The organism is Streptomyces sp. S3(2020), from assembly GCF_013044505.1.
Classification (GTDB): Bacteria; Actinomycetota; Actinomycetes; order Streptomycetales; family Streptomycetaceae; genus Streptomyces.
On sequence record NZ_JABERD010000448.1, the window covers coordinates 1 to 2,661 of the forward strand.

Below are 2,661 nucleotides of genomic sequence, written 5' to 3' on the forward strand. Positions count from 1 at the left end.
GGGGGGGGGGGGGCGCGTGGGGGGGGGGGGGGGGGGGGGGCGGTGGGGGGGGGGGGGGGGCGGGGGGGGGGGGGGTGGGGGGGGAGGCGGGGGGGGGGAGGGGGGGGGCGGGGGGCGGGGCGTGGGGGAGGAGGGGGGGTGGGGGGGGGGGGCGAGGACGGGGGGGGGGGGCAGGAGGGAGGGGTGGGGGGGGCAGGCGCCGGGGCGAGGGCGGAGGCCCCAGGGGCCGCCGGGGGTGGGCGTCGGGGTCGCGCCCGGCAGGTTCTCCTCCGGCAGGTGACGGCTGACCTCGGCCGTCGTCAGGCCGAGACCGCCGAGTCGGATCTCGTCCCAGGCCTGGAGACGGCGGGAGTCGCGGTCGAAGTAGAGGATCGAGGCCTCGATCGGGTCCGGGTACTTCCCCTCCACCGCCCGCAGACCGCTGCCGCCCGTGGAGCCCTCGACCCGCAGCCGGGTGCCGAGCCTCATGACCTCCATCTCCTGGTGGTGGAGGTGACCGGAGAGCACCATCGGCACCGATCCGTCGACCTCCCGGGCGGCCGACGGCTCGTGCACCAGGGCGATGTCGACCGGCCTCCCGGCGGTCGTCCAGTCGCGCAGGGCGGCGGCGAGCCGGGCGCCCGCGGCCTCCTGGGACTCGTCGGCGCCGGGCTTCTCGCTGCGGTCGGGGGTGAACTGGGGGTCGCCGAGACCGGCGAAACGCAGCCCGGCGACGGTCTCGGCCCGCCCGTCGTCGAGGACGTGCGCGTTCTTCAACCCCTCCATGTAGCGCTGGGTGACGAGGGAGTCGTGGTTGCCGCGCACCCACACATACGGCGCTCCGAGGTCCTCGATCGGGTCCAGGAAGCCGTTCTCGGCGGCCGTGCCGTGGTCCATGGTGTCGCCGGTGTCGACGATGACGTCGACCTGGTACTGCTCCACCAGCGAGGCGACGATCTTCCAGCTCGCCGGGTTCAGATGGATGTCCGAGACGTGCAGGACACGGATGGTCGTGGGGTCCGGCTGATAGGCGGGGAGCGTGGAGGTGACGTCGTAGAGCTTGGTCACGTTGGTGACGAGTCGTGCCAACTCCCGCTGGTAGACGTCGAACTCGGTGACGATGTTGCGCGCGTTGCCGACCAGGGACGGGGCGGAGGAGAGCAGCCCGGAGAACTTCGGCTCCAGGACGGAGTCGGGGTTCCAGGTGGCGTACGCCGTCCCGCCGGACGCGGCGAGCAGGCCGAGGGCGAGGCCGCCGGCGGCGAGGGCGCGGCGGGGGCGGCGGTAGACGGCGAGACCGAGGGCGGTGGCGCCCACGACGACGGCGACGCAGGACCGTACGGCCAGGTCGAGGGTGCCGTGCTCGACGTCCTGGGCGACCTCCTCCTGGAGCCCGGAGAGGCGTTCGGGGTGGTCGACCAGGGCCTGGGAGCGGACCGGGTCGAGCTGGTCGACGTTGACGTCCAGGCGGACGGGGGCGTGGTGGCTGTCCAGCTGGAGGGCGCCCAGCGGGGAGACGTTGATCTTCGTGCCGCCGGTGAAGGACGGGCGCAGGGTCATCGTCGTGTTCATGGGGCCGACGGGGGTGCGGACATTGCCGACGACGAGCAGCCCCAGCCACGCCCCGAGCAGCACCACGGCCACCAGCCCGACGGCCCGGCCCCAGGGGTGCGGCTGGTGGACGAGCTCCAGCGTCGGCAGGGGGCGGCGGGTGCGGTAGTGGCGGGCGAGGGTGCGCGGTGCGCGGCGGACGCGGACCAGGACGTTCAGGACTGCGGCGGGGACGCGGGCCATTGGTCCCGTATGCCCAAGTGCGGGGGTGGATATGCGGGCGGCCGGTGGGCCGCGGTGGTCAGCCCCAGCCGAGTTCGTGCAGACGCTCGTCGTCGATGCCGAAGTGGTGGGCGATCTCGTGGATCACGGTCACGGCGACCTCGTGCACCACGTCGTCCTCGGTCTCGCAGAAGCGCAGGGTGGGGCCCATGTAGATCGAGATGCGGTCGGGGAGCACGCCGGCGTACCACTCGCCGCGGTCCGTGAGCGGGGTGCCCTCGTAGAGGCCCAGCAGTTCGGGGTCGTCGGCGGGAGGTTCGTCCTCGACGAACACGGCGACGTTGTCCATGACCCGGGTCAGCTCGGGCGGGATCTGGTCCAGGGCCTGGCTCACGAGTTCTTCGAAGGCTTCGCGCGTCATCTCCAGCACAGGGCCATTGTCGGGGACGGGGCGCCCGGAGAGGAGGCGGGTACGGGTGGGTCTCGCGCGTGTCCTCTTGTGGGCGGCGGGAGTTGAACGGGTTGACTCTCTCGACCGCCCTCGGAGGTGGCTGCCCGTGCGCCCCATGTACGTACCTGTCCGTCTGGCCGCCACGGTGATGGCGGTCGCCGCTGCCGCCGGCTGTATGAGCGTGGGCGACGACGACGGCGGCAAGAGCGCCAAGCCGTCGCACTCCGCCGGACAGCGGGGCGGGGAGGCCCCGGACGGCGGATCGGCGGTGTCGGGCGGCGGCGGTGGGTACGGGGCCGCCGGGGCCGACGACAAGCACGGGAAGAAGAAGGGCAAGGGGAAGGCGGGGGAGTCGGCGTCGCCGTCCGCCTCGGAGTCGGCCGGGGAGAGCGCGTCGCCCTCGGCGGACGTCAAGCCCGGCAAGCCGGACAAGCCGGAGCCGACCCCGACCAAGACCC

3 protein-coding genes are annotated in these 2,661 nt (G+C 74.0%); 1 reads left to right on the forward strand and 2 read right to left on the reverse strand.

Translation table 11 applies throughout. The features are described 5' to 3' along the window. Both HLK59_RS49355 and HLK59_RS49360 read right to left on the reverse strand, forming a co-directional pair. On the reverse strand, positions 1–1,773 hold a 1,773-nt coding region (locus tag HLK59_RS49355; RefSeq protein WP_240983095.1), incomplete at its 3' end, for a metallophosphoesterase. A gap of 58 nt (positions 1,774–1,831) precedes the next feature. Further along, positions 1,832–2,182 (reverse strand): metallopeptidase family protein, encoded by a 351-nt coding sequence (locus tag HLK59_RS49360; protein WP_046259656.1) that lies wholly within the window; start codon positions 2,180–2,182, stop codon positions 1,832–1,834. Positions 2,183–2,309: 127 nt separating this feature from the next. On the opposite strand from HLK59_RS49360, the gene HLK59_RS49365 reads away from it, so the two are divergent. Continuing rightward, positions 2,310–2,661 (forward strand): hypothetical protein (locus tag HLK59_RS49365; RefSeq protein WP_171148231.1); only part of this gene is annotated, 352 nt, incomplete at its 3' end.